Annotated in this window: 22 protein-coding genes and 2 tRNA genes; 5 read left to right on the forward strand and 19 right to left on the reverse strand. The window is 65.6% G+C overall.

Annotated elements, in window-relative coordinates; all coding sequences use genetic code 11:
- Window positions 1-82: 82 nt before the first annotated feature.
- The 5 genes from mutM to coaD form a co-directional block, all read right to left on the reverse strand.
- Window positions 83-1,042, reverse strand: coding sequence for a bifunctional DNA-formamidopyrimidine glycosylase/DNA-(apurinic or apyrimidinic site) lyase (mutM, locus tag AC5RTE_RS03345; RefSeq protein ID WP_494039964.1), 960 nt, complete (start codon window positions 1,040-1,042; stop codon window positions 83-85).
- A 5-nt stretch (window positions 1,043-1,047) separates the two neighbouring features.
- Window positions 1,048-1,776 carry a ribonuclease III gene (rnc, locus tag AC5RTE_RS03350; protein ID WP_494040148.1) on the reverse strand — a complete coding sequence of 243 codons (729 nt, stop codon included), beginning with the start codon at window positions 1,774-1,776 and terminating at the stop codon, window positions 1,048-1,050.
- Window positions 1,777-1,796: 20 nt separating this feature from the next.
- Window positions 1,797-2,000 carry a 50S ribosomal protein L32 gene (gene rpmF, locus AC5RTE_RS03355; RefSeq protein ID WP_009356569.1) on the reverse strand — a complete coding sequence of 68 codons (204 nt, stop codon included), beginning with the start codon at window positions 1,998-2,000 and terminating at the stop codon, window positions 1,797-1,799.
- Window positions 2,001-2,036: 36 nt separating this feature from the next.
- Window positions 2,037-2,561 carry a YceD family protein gene (locus AC5RTE_RS03360; protein ID WP_494040149.1) on the reverse strand — a complete coding sequence of 175 codons (525 nt, stop codon included), beginning with the start codon at window positions 2,559-2,561 and terminating at the stop codon, window positions 2,037-2,039.
- Between the two features lie 123 nt (window positions 2,562-2,684).
- A complete protein-coding gene (gene coaD, locus AC5RTE_RS03365) occupies window positions 2,685-3,185 on the reverse strand; it encodes a pantetheine-phosphate adenylyltransferase (protein ID WP_494039965.1) in 501 nt (166 codons plus the stop codon).
- Window positions 3,186-3,227: 42 nt separating this feature from the next.
- On the opposite strand from coaD, the gene AC5RTE_RS03370 reads away from it, so the two are divergent.
- Both AC5RTE_RS03370 and AC5RTE_RS03375 read left to right on the forward strand, forming a co-directional pair.
- Complete coding sequence (locus AC5RTE_RS03370; protein ID WP_494039966.1) at window positions 3,228-4,457, forward strand: aminotransferase class I/II-fold pyridoxal phosphate-dependent enzyme; 1,230 nt, start codon at window positions 3,228-3,230, stop codon at window positions 4,455-4,457.
- Window positions 4,457-5,245, forward strand: a complete 789-nt coding sequence (locus AC5RTE_RS03375; RefSeq protein ID WP_494039967.1) for a spermidine synthase — start codon at window positions 4,457-4,459, stop codon at window positions 5,243-5,245. The genes AC5RTE_RS03370 and AC5RTE_RS03375 overlap by 1 nt, the downstream gene beginning before the upstream one ends.
- On the opposite strand, the gene rsmD is transcribed toward AC5RTE_RS03375, so the two are convergent.
- Genes rsmD through thiL form a run of 4 tightly spaced genes read right to left on the reverse strand, consistent with a single transcriptional unit; the run spans window position 5,242 to window position 10,229 of the window.
- Complete coding sequence (gene rsmD / locus AC5RTE_RS03380; RefSeq protein WP_494039968.1) at window positions 5,242-5,877, reverse strand: 16S rRNA (guanine(966)-N(2))-methyltransferase RsmD; 636 nt, start codon at window positions 5,875-5,877, stop codon at window positions 5,242-5,244. The two genes, AC5RTE_RS03375 and rsmD, sit on opposite strands and share 4 nt — an antisense overlap.
- Window positions 5,878-5,922: 45 nt before the next feature.
- On the reverse strand, window positions 5,923-8,187 hold the full coding sequence (locus tag AC5RTE_RS03385) for an ATP-dependent DNA helicase RecG (RefSeq protein WP_494039969.1): 2,265 nt from the start codon (window positions 8,185-8,187) through the stop codon (window positions 5,923-5,925).
- Complete coding sequence (locus tag AC5RTE_RS03390) at window positions 8,177-9,163, reverse strand: DAK2 domain-containing protein (RefSeq protein ID WP_494039970.1); 987 nt, start codon at window positions 9,161-9,163, stop codon at window positions 8,177-8,179. Before AC5RTE_RS03390 ends, AC5RTE_RS03385 begins: the two co-directional genes overlap by 11 nt.
- Window positions 9,164-9,185: 22 nt before the next feature.
- Window positions 9,186-10,229, reverse strand: coding sequence for a thiamine-phosphate kinase (gene thiL / locus AC5RTE_RS03395; protein ID WP_494039971.1), 1,044 nt, complete (start codon window positions 10,227-10,229; stop codon window positions 9,186-9,188).
- Between the two features lie 105 nt (window positions 10,230-10,334).
- On the opposite strand from thiL, the gene AC5RTE_RS03400 reads away from it, so the two are divergent.
- Window positions 10,335-10,838, forward strand: coding sequence for a DUF3515 domain-containing protein (locus tag AC5RTE_RS03400; RefSeq protein ID WP_494039972.1), 504 nt, complete (start codon window positions 10,335-10,337; stop codon window positions 10,836-10,838).
- Between the two features lie 86 nt (window positions 10,839-10,924).
- Here AC5RTE_RS03400 and AC5RTE_RS03405 read toward each other — a convergent pair whose 3' ends face one another.
- From AC5RTE_RS03405 to leuC, 6 genes are all read right to left on the reverse strand, one after another.
- Entirely contained in the window at window positions 10,925-12,073 is a 1,149-nt protein-coding gene (locus tag AC5RTE_RS03405) for a D-alanine--D-alanine ligase family protein (RefSeq protein WP_494039973.1), read from the reverse strand.
- 2 nt (window positions 12,074-12,075) lie between these two features.
- Window positions 12,076-13,146, reverse strand: coding sequence for an NAD(P)H-dependent glycerol-3-phosphate dehydrogenase (locus tag AC5RTE_RS03410; RefSeq protein WP_494039974.1), 1,071 nt, complete (start codon window positions 13,144-13,146; stop codon window positions 12,076-12,078).
- Window positions 13,118-13,894: a lysophospholipid acyltransferase family protein gene (locus tag AC5RTE_RS03415; RefSeq protein ID WP_494039975.1), complete on the reverse strand. Its 777-nt coding sequence runs from the start codon at window positions 13,892-13,894 to the stop codon at window positions 13,118-13,120. The genes AC5RTE_RS03410 and AC5RTE_RS03415 overlap by 29 nt, the downstream gene beginning before the upstream one ends.
- A gap of 10 nt (window positions 13,895-13,904) precedes the next feature.
- A complete protein-coding gene (murA, locus tag AC5RTE_RS03420; protein WP_387546289.1) occupies window positions 13,905-15,230 on the reverse strand; it encodes a UDP-N-acetylglucosamine 1-carboxyvinyltransferase in 1,326 nt (441 codons plus the stop codon).
- A gap of 150 nt (window positions 15,231-15,380) precedes the next feature.
- A complete protein-coding gene (gene leuD, locus AC5RTE_RS03425; RefSeq protein WP_494039976.1) occupies window positions 15,381-15,983 on the reverse strand; it encodes a 3-isopropylmalate dehydratase small subunit in 603 nt (200 codons plus the stop codon).
- A gap of 8 nt (window positions 15,984-15,991) precedes the next feature.
- A complete protein-coding gene (gene leuC / locus AC5RTE_RS03430; RefSeq protein ID WP_494039977.1) occupies window positions 15,992-17,446 on the reverse strand; it encodes a 3-isopropylmalate dehydratase large subunit in 1,455 nt (484 codons plus the stop codon).
- Window positions 17,447-17,559: 113 nt separating this feature from the next.
- Between leuC and AC5RTE_RS03435 the strand changes: the two genes are divergently transcribed.
- Both AC5RTE_RS03435 and AC5RTE_RS03440 read left to right on the forward strand, forming a co-directional pair.
- Window positions 17,560-18,279 carry an IclR family transcriptional regulator gene (locus AC5RTE_RS03435; protein WP_066292257.1) on the forward strand — a complete coding sequence of 240 codons (720 nt, stop codon included), beginning with the start codon at window positions 17,560-17,562 and terminating at the stop codon, window positions 18,277-18,279.
- A gap of 59 nt (window positions 18,280-18,338) precedes the next feature.
- Entirely contained in the window at window positions 18,339-18,890 is a 552-nt protein-coding gene (locus tag AC5RTE_RS03440) for a DUF1697 domain-containing protein (protein ID WP_494039978.1), read from the forward strand.
- 46 nt (window positions 18,891-18,936) lie between these two features.
- Here AC5RTE_RS03440 and AC5RTE_RS03445 read toward each other — a convergent pair whose 3' ends face one another.
- The 4 genes from AC5RTE_RS03445 to AC5RTE_RS03460 form a co-directional block, all read right to left on the reverse strand.
- Window positions 18,937-20,553: a GTPase gene (locus AC5RTE_RS03445; RefSeq protein ID WP_494039979.1), complete on the reverse strand. Its 1,617-nt coding sequence runs from the start codon at window positions 20,551-20,553 to the stop codon at window positions 18,937-18,939.
- Window positions 20,550-22,331 (reverse strand): dynamin family protein, encoded by a 1,782-nt coding sequence (locus AC5RTE_RS03450; RefSeq protein ID WP_494039980.1) that lies wholly within the window; start codon window positions 22,329-22,331, stop codon window positions 20,550-20,552. The genes AC5RTE_RS03445 and AC5RTE_RS03450 overlap by 4 nt, the downstream gene beginning before the upstream one ends.
- Before the next feature lie 175 nt (window positions 22,332-22,506).
- A tRNA-Glu gene (locus AC5RTE_RS03455) sits at window positions 22,507-22,582 on the reverse strand.
- A gap of 137 nt (window positions 22,583-22,719) precedes the next feature.
- Window positions 22,720-22,791: transfer RNA gene (locus tag AC5RTE_RS03460), tRNA-Gln, on the reverse strand.
- Window positions 22,792-22,833 lie beyond the last annotated feature (42 nt).

Below are 22,833 nucleotides of genomic sequence, written 5' to 3' on the forward strand. Positions count from 1 at the left end.
GGCTGGGACGGATGCTTCCCTGCACCAAATCTACTGCTTAGCGGCAGGAAGGCCGCGGATTGGACCGGTTGCGCGGCCTGAACTACCAGCGTCCGTTGCGGGGACGGGGCTGGCACACGGGACAGGTGTGCGAGGAACGGTTCATGAACTGCTCTCGGCGGATGGTTGCGTGTATTCCGGCAGCGGAACAGCGCCTGCAGGGCTGGCCTTCCCGCCCGTAGGCGTTGAGGGACCGGTCGAAGTAGCCGGAAGCGCCGTTGACGTTGACGTACAGCGAATCGAAGCTGGTTCCGCCCGCGGCCAGCGCATCCAGCATGACCTCACGGGCGCTGCCCAGTACCCTCTCCGCTTCCGCACGGCGCAGGGTGTCGGTGGGCCGGGCGTAGTGGAGCCGGGCACGCCACAGGGACTCGTCCGCGTAGATGTTTCCGATGCCTGACACGAGGCCCTGGTCCAGCAGGGCCCGCTTCAGTCCTGTCCTGCGTTTGCGGAGGCGCCGGTAAAAGAGGTCGAAGGAAAACGCCGGATCCAGGGGGTCCCTGGCAATGTGCGCCGCCTCCTCTGCGATCAGCGGCAGGGGCAACTCAGCCAGGCCACCCGGGCCGCCGTCGTCCGTTGGAACCAGAGCCGTGACGAACAGGCCACCAAAGATGCGCTGGTCCACAAAGCGCAACTGTTCCGGCATGCCTTCGCACGGGCTCAGCCGGAACCGTACCTTGAGGTGTTTCTCGTCGGGGACACTGACGTCCTGCATCAGCAGCTGGCCGCTCATGCCCAAGTGCGCCATCAGCGCCACCCGCGGGCCGCCGTCGGGTTCCTCAGCCCCTGCGGCCGCATCAAGCAGCGGCATCCAGAGGAACTTGCCCCGCCGCACCACGTCCGCAACGGTTGCACCCTGGAGGTTTCCGACGAAGTCTTCGGTACCCAGCGCGTGACGGCGGATCGAGCGCTGGTCGAGGACTTCCACGTGTTCGATGGTCCTGCCGCGGACCCAGCTCACCAGGCCGCGGCGGACCACCTCAACCTCGGGAAGTTCAGGCACGCCGGCTACTTGGCGGCTACGGAACCGGGAGACTTGCCGGCCGGCGCGGAACCGGCGCTGCCGGTAAGGGCCCGCCAGGCGTCGGCGGCAGCTTCCTGCTCCGCTTCCTTCTTGGAATGTCCCGTGCCTTTGCCATAAGCCTTGCCGCCAATGTGCAGGGCAGCGGCGAAGACCCGGGCATGGTCGGGCCCGGAGCCGTCCACGGCATAGTGGATGGTGCCAAGCTGGCGGCTGGCTGCCAGTTCCTGGATGCTGGTTTTCCAGTCCGTCCCCGCGCCCAGGGCGGCGGCGTCCTTGAGCAGGGGCCCGATCAGGCGCATCACCAGCTGACGGGCCGTCTCGATGTCGTTGGAGACGTAGGTGGCACCGATCAGCGCCTCCATGGTGTCAGCCAGGATGGAGGCCTTGTTTTTGCCCTCGGTGAGCTTTTCGCCCTGTCCGAGGTAGATGTAGTCGCCAATGCCGAGGCTCCGGCCGATGCCGGCGAGGGCACGGGTGCTGACCACGGCAGAGCGGCGCTTCGCGAGATCTCCCTCCGGAAGGTCCGGGTTGTCCCGGTACAAAGCGTCCGTGACGGAGAACCCCAGGATGGAGTCGCCCAGAAATTCGAGCCGCTCATTCGTGGGGATGCCGCCGTTTTCGTAGGCGTAGGAACGGTGCGTGAGCGCAAGACGAAGCGTCCCGGCGTCAATAGAGACACCGAGACGCTTCAAAAGCTCTTCAGTTGAAGACATCATGTCAGCCGGAGGGCCGATTAGACGTCCGCGACCTTGCGGCCCTTGTACTCAAGGAACAGCGCGGTGCCGGCCGAGTCGGTAACGACCTTTGCCTGGTGCGGCAGGCTGTAGGTAACCTGGCCATTCTCCACGGTCTTCACCAGGTGGGGGGCGGTCGCCTTCCACTGCGAGCGGCGGGCGCGGGTATTCGAGCGAGACATTTTCCGCTTGGGAACAGCCACGGCTAACTCATTTCTCTCTAGACAAACACGTACAAATCAATTTTGCCGGTCAGGCTTAGCCATATCAGCTAGGGCAGCCCAGCGAGGATCCAAGACCTCGTGGTGGTGCCCCGGCTCGTCTTCCAGGCGCGCTCCGCATTCGGAGCAAAGGCCCTGGCAGTCTTCCCGGCACACCGGCTGGAACGGCAGATTGGTGACAACCGCGTCCCGCAACACCGGTTCAAGATCGATTACATCGTGCTCGACTCGACGTTGCTCTTCATCATCTTCTCCGTCCGAAAGCTCCACGCCTTCATAGAAGAAAAGTTCTTGCACATTGACCTCAAGGTCATACGCAAGGGGATCCAGGCATCGACCACATTCACCGGTTACCCCGGCAAGGGCGGTTCCTGATACCAGAATTCCTTCGTGTACGGCCTCAAGCCTCAGATCCAGCTCGATATCCGAGCCTTCCTGAACACCAATAAGCGCCACACCGAGATCACCCGGTGCGGGTACATGTTCCTTCAGTGTCCGCATGCTTCCCGGACTGCGTCCGAGGTCCTTGACGTCGAACGCCAGGGGCGAACCAGCATCTCGTTTAATGAGAACTCCTGTTGAACATATGACCGACGTACCATCTTAGCCTGAAGAGCCACGGGGACTCAAACCAGGCAGCCGGCGGCGCCGAAGTACCGGACCAGCCTACCCTCTCTGCTGCTGTTCCGGCGCCGGCTCGCCCGCAAGCATCCGCCGGTGCACGGACCTGGGTACGTATTCCGAGACATTGCCGCCCAGGCCGGCAACTTCCTTGATCAGGGTGGATGACAAATGAATGTAGTGGGCCTCGGCCGGCAGGAACACTGTTTCCACGCCGCTGAGCTGGCGGTTCATGGTGGCCATGGGAAGCTCGTAGTCGAAATCCGAAGAGGACCGGAGTCCCTTGACGATCGCCGAGACGCCGCGCTGGCGGCAATACTCCGCGAGAAGTCCCTCCCCTACGGGTTCCACCACGATGCCCTTCAGCGAGGCCAGGGTTTCCCGTGCCATGTCCAGCCGATCTTCCAATGCGAACCTGTACTTCTTGGCCGGGTTGGTGGAGACCGCAACGAGAACTTCATCAAAAAGGCCCGCAGCCCGGGCAATGACCTCAAGGTGGCCATTGTGGATGGGGTCGAAGGATCCTGGGCAGACAGCTCGTCTCATGTTCCGAACCTACCCATAAAAAGGCCGGGATACCATGACTGGATGCATCCACGACGGGAAGTTTCCACCCCTGCAGCCCCGGCCCCCTGGCAGCGGACGGCACTCGGAGCCAACCTTCTGGGGCCTGACGGCGCGTTGGGGGTCACGATCTTCGAAGAGATGACCACACTTGCGGTCCGGACCGGTGCCATCAACCTGGGCCAGGGTTTTCCGGACGAGGATGGACCGTTGGCAGTCCGGGAAGCAGCCCGGGCGGCCATCACGTCCGGAGCGAACCAGTACGCACCGGGCAAAGGCGTCGTGGAACTCCGGGAAGCAGTGGCTGCCCACCAGGAAAGGTTTTACGGCCTCACCCCGGACCCGCAGACCCAGGTGGTGGTTACCACCGGGGCCACCGAGGGCATCGCCGCCTCCCTCCTGGCGTTTGCCGGACCCGGCGACGAGGTCCTGACCTTCGAACCCTTTTATGACTCCTACGGCGCAATCATCGGCCTGTCCGGTGCTGCGCATGTGACCGCGCCCCTGCTGGCTCCGGACTTCATGCCGGACATGGCAGCGCTGGAGGCGGCCTTCACCGGGCGGACACGGGTGGTGCTGCTGAACAATCCCCATAACCCCACCGGCGCCGTCTTTCCCCGCCCGGTGCTGCAGCGAATCGTCGACCAGGCCCGGAAGCACGACTGCCTGATCGTCAGTGACGAGGTGTACGAACACCTCACGTTCGGCCAACGGCACGTGCCGGTGGCCTCCCTGCCGGGAGCCAAAGACAGGACCATCACCATTTCGTCTGCCGGGAAGACCTTCTCCCTGACCGGCTGGAAAATCGGCTGGCTCACGGGCCCGGAAGAACTTGTTTCCGCTGTGCGCACCGTTAAACAGTTCCTCACCTACAGTTCGGGCACGCCGTTCCAGGCGGCCATCGCCACCGGGCTCGGCATGCCGGACGATTTTTTCCACGGCATTGCCGCTGAGCTGATGCACAAGCGGGACATCCTCAGTGAAGGCCTCCGGGCCGCGGGCTTCGACGTTTTCAACCCCCAGGGAACCTACTTCGTCAACGTTGACACGTCACCGCTGGGCATCCGCGACTCAGTGGAATTGGCGCGCAAGCTCCCTGGCCTGGTTGGCGTGGCCGCCATTCCGGTTCCTGTCTTCTGCCACCCGGAAGGGGCAGAGAGGACCCGGAGTCTGCTGCGGTTCGCGTTCTGCAAGAAAACCGATGTCCTAGAGGAAGCCGCCCGCCGGCTGTCCACGCTCAGGAACCGGCTCTGATGCCTGCACGCAGCGGCGGGCATGCGGAGCGGTTTTTGCGAACTACCGGACAGCACGCAACCATCGAACCGGACGCTTTCATTGACGGCAGCTTCGTGCTCAGCATTGGCGGCGCGGAGCAGTCCCACGTAAACCTGGTCCGGCCGGAGGAGATCTTCTATGAGTACCTGCGGCGGATCGGGCACCTGGTGGATCTGGCTGCCCCTGCCGGCACACCGGTGACGGCGCTGCATCTGGGGGCCGGGGCACTGACCTTGGCCCGCTATATCCAGGCCACGCGGCCGGGGTCCGTCCAGCACGCGGTGGAGCTGGAACGTGAACTGCTGGATTTTGTCCTGCGCCAGCTGCCCCTTCCGGAAGGGACGGACCTGCATACCACCATCGGGGACGCCCGCGGCGCCCTTGCTGAACTCGAACCCGGGTTGCTGTTCGACGTCGTCATCCTGGACATCTTCTCCGGCCCCGAAGCGCCCGAACATCTCGCCTGCGCCGCGTTCTACGGCGAGGTTCGGGATCGGCTCACCCCGCACGGGCTGCTGATCGTCAATGTGGGCGACGAGCCCGGGCTTACCCTTGTCCGCAGCCAGGTCGCAGCCATGCGGCAGGCGATGGGCGACGTGGCGGCGTTTGCTGAAGCCGGAATGTTCGACGGCCGCTACCCGGGCAACATCGTCCTGGCCGGCACCCAGACGTCCTGGCCGGACGGCTGGTCTGCGGAATTGCTGTCCCGCGGCCCGCATCCCGCCAAGGTCCTGGCCGGCGTGGACCTGGACGCTTTGACGTCCTAGTCCCGGTCAGCGGCGTCGTGGCTGACCGGGTCCTCGTCAACAACGTCCGGATCGATGGCGTCCGGCACAAAAGGCTCCGCAAACCAGAGCCGGGTCTCGCCGTATTTTTTCTCTGCGAAACGTGCCAAACCACTGGGCCAGCCCGGTTCCGGTGAGCGGGATGAACGTTCCACCACCACCACAGCGGCCGGCGAGAGGTGGGCAGCGAGCTTTTCCAGTACGGCGGACAGCGCCACCTGCTCCAGCGGATAGGGCGGGTCCAGGAACACCAGGTCCCAGGCCGCGGTGTCGTCGGCGCGCTCAAGGAAGGGCTCAACTTTGGAACGGTGGACCGTCACGGCTTTGCGCCCCAGTACCCCGTTGATGAGGTCGGCGTTGCGCTGGCAGACGGCGCTCGCCTTGGCATCAAACTCCACCAGGTCCACCGTCAGGGCTCCCCTGCTGCCGCTTTCCACCCCGAGCGACCCCGAACCAGCGTAGAGGTCCAGCACCCGCGCCCCGCTGATGACCTCAAAGGCATCCAGCCGCGAGAACAAAGCCTCCTTGACCCGGTCCGTGGTGGGCCGGGTCAAGGAACCCGGAACCGACTGCAGAGGCGTACCGCCAGCGGCACCGGCAATGATGCGGCTCATTGGGCACCTGCGCCTGCGCCGCGGCCTGCTTCTGGTTTGTGCGTGCTAACCGCGTTCAAGGAAAGCCTCCTTCTCGGGGTTGAGGTACTTGTCCATGGCCTCGGCCAGATCCGGGTGCGCACGCAGCGAGGGGTCTTCGGCCACGATGTGCTGGGCGTCGTCACGGGCGCGGCTGATGACAGCTTCGTGTTCGAGCACGCGCAGCAGCTTCAAAGTGGAACGGCCTCCGGACTGGGAGGCGCCCAGGATGTCACCCTCACGGCGCAGCTTGAGATCCTCCTGGGAAAGTTCGAAACCGTCCGTGGTGGCCGCAACAGCGTCCAGCCGTCGCCGGCTGGGGTGTTCAGGCTCCAGTGCGGTGACCAGCAGGCAGGTCCCCGGCAGGCCTCCCCGTCCCACCCGTCCGCGGAGCTGGTGCAGCTGGGAGATGCCAAAGCGGTCGGCGTCGAGGATGACCATGAGGGTGGCGTTGGGTACGTCCACGCCCACTTCGATCACCGTGGTGGAAACCAGCAGCTTGACGCTGTTTGCCGTGAAGCCGGCCATGTTGGCGGACTTCACTTCGGGCGGCTGGCGCCCGTGGAGTGGTGCCATCGGGACCCCGGAAAGGGCGGGCTCGTCCAGGAGCTGTTCGACGACGGCGGTAACTGACGCCAGTTCCCGTCCGTTTTCCCCGTCGGAGCCTTCATCCAGGTCGGCTTCCCCGGGGCTGAAGTCGCCGTCGTCGTCGGCCCCGATCTTGGGACACACGACGTACACCTGGTGGCCGGCGTCGATCTCCTCCCGTGAACGGGCCCAGATGCGGCCGGCCCAGGCGGGATTCTCCGCCAGCCCCACCAAATGGGTGCTGATCGGTGCCCTGCCCTCGGGAAGCTCGTCCAAGACGGACGTTTCAAGGTCCCCGAACACCGTCATGGCAACGGTGCGCGGGATGGGCGTAGCAGTCATGACCAGCAGGTGGGGCGGCTTCCTGGCTTTGGCCCGGAGCGCATCCCGTTGCTCCACGCCGAAACGGTGCTGCTCATCCACCACGATCAACCCCAAATCGTAGAAGGTGACATTGCCGCTGAGCAGGGCGTGGGTGCCGATGATGATGCCGGCGGTCCCGGAGGCGGCGTCGAGCAGGGCCTGCTTGCGTGCCGCGGCCGGCATGGAACCTGTCAGCAGCGTGACCTGGACGGAGGCGTTATCGAGCCCTCCCAGCAGGCCGTCCCTTGAAAGCGGCCCCAGTGCGCGGCGGATCGACTCGAAGTGCTGCGCGGCGAGGACCTCGGTAGGCGCCAGCAATGCCGCCTGCCCTCCGGCGTCCACCACCTGCAGCATGGCGCGCAGCGCCACGACGGTCTTTCCTGACCCTACTTCGCCCTGCAACAACCGGTTCATGGGGCAGTCGCGGGCCAGTTCCGCGGCGAAAGTTGTCCCGACGGCGGCCTGTCCGGCTGTGAGGGTGAAGGGGAGGCCGGCATCAAAGGCGGCGAGCAGTCCGTCAGGGACGGGCCGGCGTGCAGTGGCTTCCTCAGCGGCGAGCTGTGCGCGGCGCCGGGCCAGGGCGGACTGCAGCACCAGCGCTTCGTGGTACCGGAGCCGGTCCCGTGCCCGCTGCCAGTCGTCAGGGGATTCCGGAACGTGGATGAGCCGGTACGCCTGGGCAAGCGGAAGGAACCCTTCGCGTGCAGCGACCGCGGGCGGGACGGGATCAGGCAGGGCGTCGAGGTCCACGGTTTCAAGCAGGGTTGAAATGGCTTTCTGAATCTTCCAGCTGGGAAGTTTGGACGTGGCCGGGTAAACCGGAACGGGCATGGCCGCGAGTTTTTCAGGGTCCTGGACGCCCTGGCTGAAAGGGTCCTCGTCGAGGAGCTGGAAGTCGGGGTTGGTCAAACCCAGGACTCCCTTAAAGCTGGTGACCTTTCCGGAGAACAGGGCCCGGCGTCCGGGCAGGAGTTCGGCTTTCGCTTTGTAGCCGTTAAAGAAGCTGATTTTGAGGGTGCCGGGGACTTTGCCCCGGTAGTCTGTGCCGCCAACCAGCCGCAGCCCTTGCTGCCCGTCGTCGTCGGAGACCACCACGTCGGTGATTGTCCCCCGGCGGGCCTGCATGGACCTGGTGCTGCTGGAAAGCACCCTGGCAATGAGCGTGACTTCCTCGTCCCGCGGAATTTCGTTGATGGGTGTCAACTCTCCCCGGGACATGTAGCGGCGCGGGAAATAGTTCAGCAGCCCGTCCACCGTGGTGATGCCAAGGTGCTTTTCAATCACCGCCGCGGAACGTTTGCCGATGCGGCGTTCCAGCGCGAGGTCCAGTTCAGCGCTCATGCCCACTGGAGTTCACTGCATCCGTTTGCGGTCCCTGCGGCAGGGTGAGTTCGCTGATACTGATCTGCACCGGATCACCAAGGGAGCGGATGATGGCAACAGCCGGTTCAGGGGCAGGGACGTGGACGTGGACGCGCCAGCGGTAGTTTCCCTCGCTGTCGGAACCGCTGCCCACCTGGCTCATGATGACCGACTCGCCGATCTCGTCAAGCTGCTGGCGAAGCGTGGCGGCCTGCAGCGGTGAGAGGCTGATGGTGCACATGACTTCGACGCCGTCGTCGTCCGGCAGCGCCGTGTGGATGTGGGGATCGGACACGTCATAGCCGTGGAGCCCATCGAGGAGTTCGCTTTGGAGCTCCTCGCCCAGGACAGCAGACCGAAGGCAGTCCAGGATCAGGAGCATCCCTACTCCGCCGGCATCCACGACGCGCGCGGTGGTCAATGCGTCCAGCTGGTCCTCGGTGCGGATGACGGCAGCGAGGGCGGCTTCGACGGCGGCATCGAGGGCCAGCCCGAGGGCGTGGTTGCTGTCATCGCCGTTCTGCCCGGCATCCACGGCGGCGGCGGCGCGGGCAGCGGCCTCCATGACCGAAAGCATCGTTCCCGGGACGGGATCGCTGAGCGCCGACCAAGCCCGGATCTGGGCGCGGTTCAGGGCTGCAGCCAGCAGTGTCGACGTCAGCCGGGTGTGCCCTGCCAGGGGCTCGGCCGCCGCGCAGAGGAACACTGAGAACAGGGTGCCGGAGTTGCCCCTTGCCTCCTCCAGGGCCGCCTGGCCGGCGCCGGCCAGCACAGCGCCAACGTCCAGGTGTGCGGCCTGGTCATCCGCGGCTGCAGCAGCCTGGGAGGCCGCACGGACAGTTAGGTACAGGTTGGTGCCCGTGTCGCCGTCAGCCACGGGAAAGATATTGATGGCATTGAGGCGGTCGCTGTGGTTCCCCAGGACGGTCTCCGCCTTGCCCAGCCACCTCTTCATCGCTTGCGCGTTGGCGGCAACCTTAGTGTGCAAAGTGATCCCATCCCCCGGTGTCCGCGGATTGGCCCGCTGTTTTGACGCTCGGGCTTTCGTTGCTTCCCAATGCTTGTATCGAGCCTATCGCAGTGAATACGGCCGGAAGCTGAACGCGCGGTGGGAATGTGGCGAGCAGTCCGTGGTCTTCCCCGCCACCAAGAACCCACGCCATCGGATCGGTCTCCAACAGATCCGAGGCAGGCCGCAGCACGTCCGCCAGCGCCCTCAGCGGCGCGGCGTCTAGGTCAATGGTGATGCCGCTGGCCGCCGCCAACCGTAGCCCGTCCCGCAGCAGGCCGTCCGAGACGTCCAGCATGGCAGTGGCGCCTGCGCTCCGGGCGGCAGGCCCGGCAGCCAGTGGGGGCCGGGGCCTGCACTGGCGATCCAGGAAGACCCGCTGTTCAGGGCGAAGGGCCTCGATGTTGACAGCGGACTCAAGAAGTGCCAGGCCGGCAGCCGCGTGCCCCGCAGTTCCGGCAAGGGCCACGACGTCACCGGGTTGCGCTCCGGACCGCAGAACCGCGTGGTGGCCGTCGAGCGTCCCCAGGACCGCCACGGTGACGGAGATTTCCCTGCCCCTGCCCAGATCACCTCCGGCCACGGAACACCTGGTGGCGCCCAAGCTCCTGATGCCGGCCGTCAACCCATCCGCCAGGTCCTCCACCCAGGCAACCGGTGTCTCCGGGGTGAGGGTAAGGCTGACCACCAGGGACGTGGCTGCAGCTCCCATGGCATTGATATCGCTGAGATTCTGCGCTGCCGCTTTCCAGCCGACATCAAAGCCGGTGGTCCGGTACCCGTTGGGCCACTCCAGCCGGAAATCCTGGTCCTGCACCTGCGTGTCGATGCTGATGACCGTCCTCCCGTCAGGGGCCGCCACCACAGCGGCATCGTCCCCGGGACCGAGCAGCGTGGCTTGGGCGTGGTCCCCTCCCATGGACAGGCGCGGGAAAATCCGCGCCAGCAGCTCGGCTTCGGAGAGGGCTGCGACGGGCGGATGCTCTTGGATTGTCAAACGCTTTTCAGGCACGCCACTACGCTACAGCGGGCCCCCGACATTGGCGGCCTGCGCCCATTCAGGTACCGCACGGGCAGTGCGTCCGGGACAACCCGGCTGCACCGATAGTCTTGGAGTATGCACCGCCCAACGCTTCCCTTGCCCGCCCGCGTTGCCGGGATGGCGGTGATGGGGACTGTTGCTTGCCTGGCCCTGGCTGCCTGCTCCCCCGCCGTCGACGTTCCCCCAGCCCGGGATGCGGCAAACCCGGCCTGCGCTCCCATGATGGTGGCCTTGCCGGAAGCCATCGGTGACGCTGCGTTGCGCAAAACGAACAGCCAGGCCACCGCGGTGTGGGGCGAACCCTCCCTGGTGGTTCTTCGCTGCGGAGTCAACGTGCCGGGCCCCACGACGGACCGCTGCGTCACGGTCAACGGAATCGACTGGGTGATCAAGGAAGGCGACCCCGTCTGGACGCTGACAACCTACGGCCGGGAGCCCGCCACCGAAATCCTTCTGGATCCGGACAAGATCAGCTCCGCGACGGTCCTGGCCGATCTTGCCGTCGCCGCAGGAGAAATCCCGCCCACCCGGAACTGCGTGGGCCAGGAAGAGCTCCAGGACCTGCCGCAAAGCCAGTAGTGGGGCCCACGCCCGCCGGCTTCCCTGGCCGAAGCGAGGTCAGGGGCGGGTAGGGAGGCTTCAGCGCCGGCGATCCAGCCCGGAATTCAGCGGAGGCCGGTCTTGCGGTTCAGGGCGAGGTGAATAAGTTCGTCAATGAGCCCGGCGTAGTCCAGACCGGATGCGGCCCACATTTGCGGGTACATGCTTTTCGGGGTGAAACCCGGCATGGTGTTGATCTCGTTGATGATCAGCTGGCCGTCCGGGGTGTAGAAGAAATCAACCCGGCTCAGGCCCTCAGCCCCCACCGCGTCAAAGGCGGCTGCGGAAAGTTCGCGCACCCGGGTGATCGCTTCTTCAGGAAGGTCTGCCGGGCAGCTGAGCGAGGCCGCGTCGTCCTCAACGTACTTGGCGTTGAAGTCGTAGAACTCGTGGTTTCCCCCGGCCACGGAAATTTCGCCGGGCATGGAAGTCCGGGGAGCGTCGATGCCCCTGCCTTCCAGCACCGCGCACTCGATTTCGCGGCCAACAATTCCAGCTTCAATGACCAGTTTGAGGTCGTGCCGCCGGGCTTCTTCGATGGCGGCGTCCAGTTCGTCCAGCGAATCAACTTTGGAGATGCCCATGGACGATCCAGCCCGTGCCGGCTTAACAAATACGGGGAAGCCGAGCCGGTCCACCTTTTTCCGCACGGATTCGGCATCCTTGCTCCACTGCCGGTCCGTTACCGCGATGTAGGGGCCCACCTGGAGGCCCGCGGCTTCGAAGACCACTTTCATGAAGTGCTTGTCCATGCCCACTGCCGAAGCCAGGACGCCGGCCCCGACGTACCGGGTGTCCGAGAGTTCCAGCAATCCCTGGATGGTTCCGTCCTCGCCGAACGGGCCGTGCAGCAGCGGGAACACCACATCCACGGTGCCGAGTTCCTGCGGAACCTCGTTCGGGGAGGCAACGATCAGCTGGTGTTCACCGCCGATCTGGGCCAGCGTCACGGTCTGCTGCGACGGAACCACCTCCGGCAGCGAGGATGCGGCGAGGGACCACTGGGCGGTATCGGCGGCAGCCAGCACCCACTGCCCCGACTTGGCGATCCCGATCGGTATGACCTCGTACTTATCCCTGTTGATCGCACCAAGAACGCCGGCGGCAGTGACACAGCTGACGGCATGTTCGCTGGAACGGCCGCCGAAAAGTACCGCCACCCGGGGCTTTGCCCCGCCGGCCGGCTCTGTTGCGGTCAGTTTGTCATGGGACATTGTCAGTAATCGCCTTCAGGTTTCAGTTCCCGGGCCAGCAGGACCGGCCCCAGTTGGTCAACGGACAGCTTGCCTGCCAGCACGGCAACGACGGCAGCCGTGATGGGCATCTCCACGCCAAGCTGTTTTGCAAGATCATGTACGGCCTGGCCGGACTTAATGCCTTCGGCAGTCTGGGTCATTTTCTGGCCCACCTCCTCCAGCGTGAGGCCCTGGCCCAGCAGCCGTCCGGCGGTGTGGTTCCGGGACAGGGGTGAGGAGCACGTTGCCACGAGGTCGCCCAGGCCCGCGAGTCCGGCCATCGTTTTCGCTTCCCCGCCCAACGCCAGGGCAAGGCGGGATGTTTCGGCGAGGCCACGGGTGATCACGGAGGCTTTGGTGTTGTCCCCCATTTGCCTGCCTTCACAGATGCCCACCGCCAGCGCAATGACGTTCTTGACGATGCCGCCGATCTCAACCCCGACAATGTCCGAGGTGGTGTACGGCCGGAAGTACGGTGCGGTGCAGCTGCGTGCGATCCAGCCGGCAGCAGCCGCGTCGGTGCAGGCCACCACTGAGGCTGTGGGCTCTTCCCGGGCGATCTCCATGGCAAGGTTCGGCCCTGAGACGATCGCAATGCGCTCGGTGGGCAGGCCGAGTTCCTCGCTGATGACTTCGCTCATCCGGGCGTCGGTTCCCACCTCAAGGCCCTTCATGAGGGAAACCACCATGGCACCGGGCGCGATCATGTCTTTCCATGCGCGCAGCTGCGGCCGCAGCGACTGGGCCGGCACGGCCAGGACCACCAGATCTGCCCCCTCGAACACGTCACGGACGTCGGTGGAAGCAGTAATGCTCTTGGGGAGGGCGATTTCCTTCAAGTACTGCGCGTTGCGGTGGACCGTGTTGATTTCCTCCACCACTTCGCTCCGCCGGCCCCAGATCCGGATGGCGCGCTGCTCGCCTGCTGCAGTGGCAGCATCGGCCAGGATCTTGGCGAACGTCGTCCCCCACGACCCTGCACCCAGGATCGCGACGGACCGGGCTGAACCGGGGTGGTTCCCCTCAGGAGTCACCGGCCGTCCGTTCGCCATTTTGCTGCTGCCCGCGCTCCACGAAGCGGCCGTGCTTCGCCTGCTGCTGCCTGGCCGGATCCCAGCGCTCCGCGGGAGGCTGCTCGCCCCTGATGTCTGCGAGCAGGGCGGTGATGGCATCCATTATGGCGTCGGTGGCCCCGGCCAGCGTTGCCTTGTCCAGGGGACGGCCGGTGAAGGCGCTCAGGTCGACGGGCTCGCCCACCACCACCCTCGACTTCTTGCGGGGGAACAGGTGAAACCGCTTACCGTAGCGCGGGAACACTTCGTGCGCGCCCCAGTGTGCAATCGGAACCACCGGAATATTCCCCTCGAGGGCCAGGCGCGCCGCGCCGGTGTGCCCCTTCATGGGCCACAGGTCCGGATCGCGCGTGAGGGTCCCCTCGGGATAAATAATGATGGCGCCGCCTTCGGCAACAATTTCCTGGGCCACCTGCAGCGAACGGTTCGCACCCGCCGTCGAGCGTTCCACCGGCACCTGCTTGGTGGCCCGCAGGACCCAGCCCAGGACCGGAACCTTGAACAGTCCGGACTTCGCCAGGAAATGGGGGGCGCGCTTGTGGTTGTAAAGGATGTGGCCGATGATCAGCGGATCAATCTCGGTACAGTGGTTGGGCGCTGCGATAAAACCACCGGCAGGCAGCTTTTCGGTGCCTTCCCACTTTTTGTCCATCATGAGGTTGAACACGGGGCGCACTATGGCCGCGACCACGGCGAGGGTGGCGCGGCTCTTGACCGATTCCTTCACTTCGGTACCGCTACTTCGCCGTGGTGATGTCGAAATCGGCGCCGAGTCCGGCGAGCTTTTCGGTGAAGCGCTCGTAGCCCCGGTTGATGATGTCGATCCCTGTAACGCGGGAGGTTCCGGTTGCGGCCAGTGCCGCGATCAGGTGGCTGAAGCCGCCGCGGAGGTCCGGCACGTCGATGTCGGTTCCCTTGAGCTGGGTGGGCCCCGAAATCACCGCGGAGTGGAGGAAGTTGCGCTGGCCGAACCTGCAGGGGACGCTGCCCAGGCATTCCCGGTGCACCTGGATGCTGGCGCCCATCCGGATGAGGGCATCAGTGAAGCCAAACCGGTTTTCATATACGGTCTCGTGGACAATCGAAACGCCCTCGGCCTGGGTCAGCGCCACCACCAGCGGCTGCTGCCAGTCGGTCATGAAGCCGGGGTGCACGTCCGTTTCCAGGACCAGCGGGGTGAGCTTTCCGCCGCGGTGGTAAAAGCGGATGCCTTCCTCGCCGATGTCCATGCCGCCGCCCACCTTACGGTAGGTGTTGAGGAAGGTCATCATGTCGCGCTGTGATGCGCCTTCAACGTAGATGTCGCCTTTGGTCACCAGTGCAGCCGAAGCCCACGACGCCGACTCGTTGCGGTCCGAAAGCGCCCGATGGTTGTAGCCGCCGAGATCCCGAACACCTTCGATGCGGATGGTGCGGTCGGTCTGGACGCTGATGATCGCGCCCATCTTCTGCAGGACGGCGATGAGGTCGATAATTTCCGGTTCGGTTGCGGCACCGGAAAGTTCCGTGATGCCCTCCGCGCGCGTGGCGCTCAGCAGCACCTGCTCCGTGGCGCCGACAGAGGGGTACGGCAGGGAAATCTTGGCCCCGTGCAGGCCCTTGGGAGCGGAAATGTGGATGCCGCCGGGCCGCTTTTCCACTACTGCACCGAACTGGCGGAGCACGTCCAGGTGGTAGTCGATGGGGCGGTCGCCGATCTTGCAGCCGCCAAGGTCGGGGATGAACGCTTCGCCTATGGCGTGGATCAGCGGGCCGCAGAGCAGGATGGGAATCCGGGAGTCGCCGGCGTGGGCGTCGATGGCCGTGCTGGGGGCCGTTTTGGCCGCTTTCGGGTCCAGGGTCAGGTCCCCGTTCACCGGGTCCTTGACCACGGTGACTCCGTGCAGCTGCAGGAGGGAGGTGACTACCTCCACGTCCTTAATTTCCGGCACATTCCGCAACACCGATGGCTCGTTGCCCAGCAACGCCGCCACCATGGCCTTCGGAACGAGATTCTTCGCTCCCCGGACGGTGACGCGGCCAGTAAGCGGGACTCCGCCGCGGATGGTCAGAACACTACTCATATACCGGTTTCCTAACGATGACTAGCCCCAAGATCCCTGCAAAGGCTCCAACCAAGCATAGGAGGTTGCGTTACCGAACCGAAATACGCGGGCGACGGCGGCAGGGCGTGGCGCGCCGCCGCCGCCCCCGTCACGGCTGCTTGGGCGGGCTCAGGAAAGGCGGGCCGGCAGTGTTTTCGGCTTGAAGGCAGGGCGGGTGGCCTCGTAGGCAGTGATGTCTGCCTCATGCTGGAGTGTCAGGCCGATGTCGTCCAGGCCTTCGAGCAGGCGCCACCGCGTGTAGTCGTCGATTTCGAAGGGTGCCACGATGTTGCCGCAGACCACCGTTTTGGACACAAGGTCCACCGTGACTTCGGTCCCGGGAGCGTTCTCCAGTTCTTTCCAGATCAATTCGATGTCGTCCTGGGCCACTTCGGCGGCGAGCAGTCCCTGCTTGCCGGAGTTGCCCCGGAAGATGTCGGCAAACCGGGAGGAGAGCACAGTCTTGAAGCCATAGTCCTTCAAGGCCCAAACGGCGTGCTCACGGGAGGATCCTGTACCGAAATCCGGCCCGGCCACCAGGACCGAACCGGCGCTGAAGGGCGCCTGGTTCAGGATAAACGCCGGGTCCTTGCGCCACGCTGAGAACAGGGCGTCCTCGAAGCCCGTGCGGGTGATGCGCTTGAGGTACACAGCGGGGATGATCTGGTCCGTGTCAACGTTGCTCTGGCGCAGCGGGACGCCGATTCCGGTGTGGGTGGTGAACTTTTCCATGGCGTGTCCTAGGCTGCGTTCGTGCGGGTGGCGGCTGATTCAGGGGCCGGATCAAGGTCCGACGGCGAGCTGAGCGTGCCACGGATGGCTGTGGCAGCGGCGACCACCGGCGACACCAAGTGGGTGCGGCCGCCCTTGCCCTGGCGCCCTTCGAAGTTGCGGTTGGAGGTGGAGGCGCAGCGCTCCCCCACTTCCAGCTGGTCGGGGTTCATGCCCAGGCACATGGAGCAGCCTGCGAAGCGCCACTCCGCCCCGAAGTCCTTGAAGACCCTGTCCAGGCCCTCAGCCTCGGCCTCCAGCCGGACGCGCGCCGATCCGGGCACCACCAGCATCCGGATGTTCGGGTCTTTTTGGCGCCCGCGGATGATGTCTGCGGCGGCGCGCAGGTCCTCCATGCGGGAGTTGGTGCAGGATCCAAGGAAGACGGTGTCAACCCGGATGTCCTTCATGGGCGTGCCGGCCTCGAGTCCCATGTACTGCAGGGCGCGTTCGGCTGCGGCCTTGGCGTTTTCATCGCCGAAGTCCTCGGGGGACGGCACCGATTCAGACAGCGAAACGCCCTGCCCGGGATTGGTGCCCCAGGTGACGAACGGTTCCAGCGTGTCGGCGTCCAGGTCCACCTGCGCGTCGAATACGGCGTCGTCGTCGGAACGGAGCGTGTTCCAGTATTCGACGGCGGCGTCCCAGTCAGCGCCTTCCGGGGCGTGCGGGCGGCCCTTCATGTAGTCGTACGTGGTCTGGTCCGGCGCCACCATGCCGGCGCGCGCGCCGGCTTCAATGGACATGTTGCAGATGGTCATGCGGGCGTCCATGGACAGCGCGCGGATTGCGGAGCCCCGGTACTCCAGGACGTAGCCCTGGCCGCCACCGGTGCCGATTTTGGCGATGACGGCGAGGATGATGTCCTTGGCCGTGACGCCGGGGCGCAGCGTGCCCTCAACGTTAATGGCCATCGTTTTGAACGGCTTCAGCGACAGTGTCTGGGTGGCCATAACGTGCTCCACCTCCGAGGTTCCGATGCCCATGGCCAGCGCTCCGAAGGCGCCGTGGGTGGAGGTGTGGGAGTCACCGCAGACAACAGTCATGCCCGGCTGGGTCAGGCCCAGCTGCGGGCCCACCACGTGCACGATGCCCTGCTCGGCGTCACCCAGGGAGTGGAGCCGGACACCGAACTCGGCGCAGTTGTTGCGGAGCGTCTGGATCTGGGTGCGGCTGGTGAGATCGGCGATAGGCTTGTCAATGTCCAGCGTGGGAGTGTTGTGGTCCTCCGTGGCGATGGTCAGGTCCGGCCGGCGCAGTTTCCTGCCTGCCAGCCGGAGGCCCTCAAAAGCCTGCGGGGATGTGACCTCGTGGACAAGGTGGAGGTCGATGAAGAGAAGGTCGGGCTGGGCATTGGCACCGTCGCCGTCACCCTTGCGCACCACGTGGGCGTCCCAGACTTTCTCGGCCAATGTGTTTGCCATGGCCATCTCCCTTCACTGCTGTTTGGCTGATGAGTTCCACTGAACCAGTACGCGTTCGCACTGCGCCAGCCGAAAGATTTGCATCTCAGATAATGAGACGGCAATATCATTACATGGACAATTCTAGTGGAGTCGGTGTCATTGATAAAGCGGCCCATGTGCTTGATGCACTCGAGGCCGGCCCCACTACTTTGGCGCAGCTGGTGGCAGCCACCGGGCTCGCACGGCCCACTGTCCACCGCCTTGCCCTTGCCCTCGTGCACCACCGGCTGGTGAGCCGGGACATCCAGGGCCGCTTCGTCCTGGGAAGCCGGCTGGTTGAACTTGCCTCGGCTGCAGGCGAGGACCGTTTGATTGCTTCCGCCGGGCCGGTGTTGATGCAGCTGCGCGACGCCACGGGCGAAAGTGCGCAGATCTTCCGCCGGCAGGGCGACTGGCGCGTCTGCGTCGCCTCCGCCGAGCGCCCCATCGGATTGCGCGACACCATCCCGGTGGGAACGCAGCTGTCCATGAAGGCAGGATCCGCGGCCCAGGTACTCCTCGCGTGGGAGGACCACGACCGCCTGCTCGAAGGGCTGCAGTCGGCCCGCTTCACACCCACCGTCCTGGCCGGCGTACGACGGCGGGGCTGGGGACAAAGCCTCGGTGAACGCGAGCCGGGGGTCGCCTCAGTTTCCGCACCGGTGCGCGGTCCGTCCGGCAGGGTCATCGCCGCTGTTTCGATCTCCGGACCAATCGAGCGCCTCACGCGGCAGCCCGGCAGGCTGCATGCCGAAGTGGTCTGCAACGCGGGCCGGATCCTCACCGAGGCCCTGCGCAAGAACAACGACTGAACCGGAACAAGGACAAGTGACCGCCTGAGCTTTGATGGGCGGCGGCTAGTATTTCCGCCATGGGCAGCTATGCAGTGTTTCTTCGCGGCATCAACGTTGGCGGCATCAATATCAAAATGGCGGACCTCCGGGAGGCGCTGAAGGCTGCCGGGTTTTCCGATGCCCGTACCCTGCTTGCCAGCGGGAACGTGGTCCTGGCCAGCAGCCTGGATGCGGCTGCAGTTAAGCGGGAGTGCGAGAAGTGCCTTCGCGATGCGTTTGGCTATGACGCCTGGGTGGTGGTGCTCGACGCAGCCCGGCTGGCCGATCTCGTGGCAGCTTGCCCGTACCCGGACGATGACAAAAGCACCCACACCTACATCACGCTTTCCTCCGACCAGGCGATGCTGGATGAACTCGATGCTGCGGGGGCTGCCCTAAAGGGGGCGAAACAGACGAGGCTGGGTTCCGAGGCACTGGCCTGGCTGGCGCCGGCGGGGGGAACGCTGGCCAGCCCCTTCAGCAGGATCACGGCCAAACCCAGGTTCAAAGCCTCCACCACAACCCGGAACCTGCGTACCCTCATCAAGGTCCGGGACGCGGCTGCGGAGCTGGCAGCCGCCGGCAACTAAGAGGCTCCCGCCTTCCAACCCGGCCTTGCCGCAGCGGATATCCCGCTTATCCGGCCCGGGCCGTCTTCAGCGCGGCGTTGAAGGCGGAAAGCCTGGTAACTTCCACTTCCACGGGTTCCACTACAAGTTCGTGTGCCACCGCTGCCACTGCAGCATTGAGCCGTTTCCTCGCCTTCGCCGCCCGCGCACCCGCAGCTGCAGCGGCAATGAATCGGCCGGTTATGGCCAGGAAGACTCCCAGGACCACCCCGGCTGCGATCATCAGCGTGGGCAGCGGCCAGCCTTCAAGCCTTGGCACCTCCGGAACGGGCATCTGGAAATAGCCGAGGACGGCCAGGACGGCGAGCCAGCCAAGGCCTCCCAGCGCCGTCAGCAGCGCCAGCCACTGCACCACGTTGAACACGCCCCACCACCATGACTTGCGGTTCGCGGCAAGATCGGTTCCGGCGATGGCCTGGTCGAGCGCGTCAGGAAGGCGTTCCCTGCCCTCCCGGGCTGCTCCGCGGATGGCGGCACGCCACGGCCCCGGCGCGCCGGCACTGGCGGTGTCGGCGAACTCCCGGACGGCCGCGTCCGTGCGTGCGCGCTCCGGCGCTCCTGCGGGCGGCAGCGAGGTCCGGTTCAGCTCAGACGGAGCCCCGCTTCGCAGGTTGAGTCGCCGCAGCGGATCGGGCCGGAACCGGGACAGCCACCTGGTCACCGGCCAACCGGTGCGCTTTACTGACTCAAGCCGGTAAGACTGGCTTACCGCCCGGACCACCGTGGGAACGTTGGCAGCTACGGCGAGCTCATCGGCCAGGCGTTCCTTTGCGGCCGAACGGACCCCTGCCGCTTCTCCCCCGCCGGACACCGCAGCCAGGTCAGCTGACGCCCTGGTGATGTCGGCAGCAAGCCGTTCGGACTGGGCCTTGCGCTTCACAGCTACGCTCCGGATGGCCGCGCGGACTTTGTCCACACCTGCACCGGTCAGGGCCGACGCCGCCAATACCTGGACCTTCGCCAGTCCGTCCCGGGCAAGGATGGCCCGCAGCGATTCCAGGACGGGCTGCACGTCACGCTCCGGAAGCCGGTCCACCTGATTGAGGACTACCAGCGTGACGGCGCCGTGCGAGGCCAGACGCGACAGGAAGTCATTGTGCACCGCGGCGTCTGCGTACTTTTGGGGGTCAAGCACCCAGACGAGGACATCCACCAGGCCCACCATCCGCTGGACCACCTCGCGGTTTGCTGCCCGGGTGGAATCGAAGTCCGGCAAATCTAGCAGGATCAGGCCCGTCTCCTCATCAGCGAACCCTTCCACAGCTGCCGCGTGGTGGCGGTTGCGGACCTCCAGCCAATCGAGGAGGGGGTCGCTGCCCTCAGCTCCCCACACCCCCGCCAGGGGTTCGGACGTTGTGGGCCGGCGCGCCGCCGCCGTCGCAATTTCAGCTCCGCTGACCGCATTGAACAGGGACGACTTGCCGCTTCCGGTGGCGCCGAAGAACCCCACCACGGTGTGGTCCGCCGAAAGCGACCGCCGTGAACTGGCGCGTTCGAGGACGGTGAAGACTTCCTGGAGGGACTCATCGGGAAGGACGCCCTCGCCCAGCCCGCGGGCATCGTTGAGGGCCGAAAGCCTGCGGTCAAGCCGTGACGCTTCGCGGGTGTCGCTGTGGCGGCTCATGCGTTGTCCGCCAGACGGACCAGTGCGTCCGCGTGCGCGGCAAGGGTCTGCGGGGCGCTCTCATCGCGCCCGGGCAGCCGGGAAAGAAACTTCTGCCGCTCATCCTGCAACAGGTGCTGGCACCGGGCGTGAAGGTCCTCGCGTGCTTTTTCGGCCATGCGACGGACGGCGTCCTCGCCGAAAACCGCTTCGAGCAGCCGCTGGCCAACGACGGCGGTTCCGCCCGCCACTCCGATTTCGAGTCCTGTCAGTCCGGCAGTCATCGAGAACACAACGATCATCAGGGCAGCACCCAGGCCATTGATACCGAAGGACAGCCAGCGCGCCTGTGTCCGTTTTCCCTGTCCTTCGGTGCGGATCAGTTCCATTAACGCTTCCTGCCAGGCCCTGATCTCGGCAGCGGTCCTGTCCTCAAAGCCCGGCGTAGTGCCGGAAAGATCGTCCGTTCCCAGCAGTTGGCGCCCGGCGGGGTCAGTCCGCCAGCGCTGGTCTGTGTCCTCGGCGGCATTTGCGGCTTCGTCGACGATGACAGCCTGCAGCCCCGTCTCGATCGCTGCCTCAACCGTTACGGCCGGGGCAGGTTCACCACGGAAAAAGGCGCCCAGCCGGTCCCGGAGCCGGCCGACGTTCTGTTCCAGAGTCCGGAAGAATTCGCCGGTTCCCACAAAGTCCTGCCAGCGGGCAAGCACTTCTCCCCGCAGCAGGGCTCCGTCCCTGGTGGCGTCGAGGATCCGGTTGGCAGCATCACGGTAGGCCGCCACCGCTGCGGCTTCGAGGCTGTCCCCGGCGGCCTGCTGCTCCCGGGCGGCCTGGGCCACGGCAGCCACACGGCCGGCCAGCGCCCGGACAGTCCCGTTCAGCGTGCGCCGGGCGATGTCGGAACGGCCGGCGGCATCCGCCGCCAGCGCGCCAAGCCATGTCCGCAGCGGGAGGACGGCGGCGGCCGGCAGCATGCCCAGCGGATCCAGGGGGGCTTCCGGGATAATGAACAGTTGTGCCCCGCCCAGGCCCTCACGGTCCAGCAGGGCGCGCAGGTCCTCGCTGACTTCCGTTTCCGCCCCTGGCGGTACCCGGTCAAGGACCACCGCGACCATGATGTCCCTGGAAGCTGCGTTTAGGAGCAGTTTCCAGGGGACGGCGTCGGCGTAGCGGTTGGCGGTGGTGACGAAGATCCACAGATCGGCGGCGGCGAGGAGCTGCGCTGCCAGCTTGCGGTTGTCATCGGAAATTGAATCGACGTCCGGGGCGTCCAGGACGGCAATACCGGCCGGAACTGCGGGGTCGGCCACCAGGACGAGGGAAGACATTGCACCGGCGTCCGGCACGGCTCCCGCCCTGCTTGCCGGCACCGGGCTGCTGGCAGCGTAGCCCCGGATCCGGCTGAGGCTTGGCAGGACGCGTTGTCCTTCAAACCAGGCGGCCTCGGACGGGTGGTGCAGGAGGATGGGCTGGCGGGTGGTGGGCCGGATAGCGCCGGACCGGGTGACGGGGTGGCCAACCAGGGCGTTGACGAGGGTCGACTTGCCCGCACCTGTGGAACCGCCCACCACTGCCAGGAGCGGGGCATCAAGGCTGCGGTACCGGGGAAGGATGTAGTCGTCGAGCTGGGCCACCGCCCCGCCCGCATCACGCCGCGCCTGCTCCGCGTCCGGCAACGCAAGCGGAAGTGCCGTGCCTGCAAGGTCATCCCGGACCTCTTCCAGCAGCGTTACTGCTGCCAAAGCCGGCGGGGCCGCCTGCGCATCGTTCGGGTGGTCTTGCTCGTTCCGGTAGGTCACAGCAACATCATGCCAGTTCAGGGCGGCGCTGGTGGGGTTCCTTCGCAAAGCCCCCCCAAACAGCACACCTCCGGGAAACCCACGGTGTGCTGTCCGGAAGAGGAGGCCAGGGCGGGCAGGAAAGCATCCGGGCAAAGAAAAATGGCCCCGGGCGTTTGCCCGGGACCATTCTTGCTGGTGACCCCAGCGGGATTCGAACCCGCGTTACCGCCGTGAGAGGGCGGCGTACTAGGCCGCTATACGATGGGGCCGTGTACTTTCGGTACTTCCAACCAACGCTTCCGCTGGTCAAGCTCAGTGATTGTTTCACACACTTCGCTGTGGTTTCAAATCGGCGGACCGTCCGAAACCTTCTGTTATCGGCCCATGCACAGGGCTCCAAACAGAGCTGGGATACCAGGACTCGAACCTAGAATGACGGTACCAGAAACCGTAGTGTTGCCAATTACACCATATCCCAATGATACTTTCGGGCCGGTTTTCAGGGCATTTACCCTGCTCC

It is taken from the genome of Arthrobacter sp. K41, from assembly GCF_059089645.1.